Origin of the sequence: Desulfosporosinus acididurans (genome assembly GCF_001029285.1) — a bacterium.
Classification (GTDB): domain Bacteria; phylum Bacillota; class Desulfitobacteriia; order Desulfitobacteriales; family Desulfitobacteriaceae; genus Desulfosporosinus; species Desulfosporosinus acididurans.
In genome coordinates, this window is the sequence record NZ_LDZY01000047.1 from 1 (window position 1) to 500 (window position 500).

Here is a 500-nt window from a genome sequence, read left to right on the forward strand (position 1 = left end):
TTTATCGTGGTTCGATATTCGTGGTTCGTAGTTCGAAAGAGGGAAAGCGATGTTAAAAAGCTATAAAGATCTTGAAGTATACAAGATATCTTACAAGACAGCTTTGAGTTTACATCAAATGACCCTAGAATTTCCAAAGCATGAGCAGTATGAATTAGGAAGTCAAATGCGTAGAGCAGCTACCTCCATACCATTGAATATAGTAGAAGGGTTTGGACGAAGAAGTTCGAGTACAGATTTCAAAAATTTCCTAAGAATTGCCTTAGGATCATGCAATGAAGTAATGGTCCTGTTAGAAATGATCAAAGATCTTGGTTACCTGGAAAACAAAGTTTTCCAAGAGCTGAATGAAACGTATGATCATCTTGCAAGACAAATCTATCGCTTATTAGAGAGCTGGAAATAATCGAACAACGTGCATCGAATATCGAACTACGATAAGGGGTAGGGGAGCGTTCTAAAGACAGCGAAGTTATTCTGTAAGGGATAGTGGAGTTTTT

The 500-nt window shown here is 37.8% G+C and carries 1 protein-coding gene; it reads left to right on the top strand.

Annotated elements, in window-relative coordinates; translation table 11 throughout:
* Window positions 1-49 precede the first annotated feature (49 nt).
* On the top strand, window positions 50-406 hold the full coding sequence (locus DEAC_RS22005) for a four helix bundle protein (protein ID WP_047812207.1): 357 nt from the start codon (window positions 50-52) through the stop codon (window positions 404-406).
* The last annotated feature ends 94 nt before the right edge of the window (window positions 407-500 follow it).

Bases quoted from the DNA above. Each gene is read 5' to 3' on its own strand.
- DEAC_RS22005 (WP_047812207.1), top strand. From the start codon at position 50: ATGTTAAAAAGCTATAAAGATCTTGAAGTATACAAGATATCTTACAAG.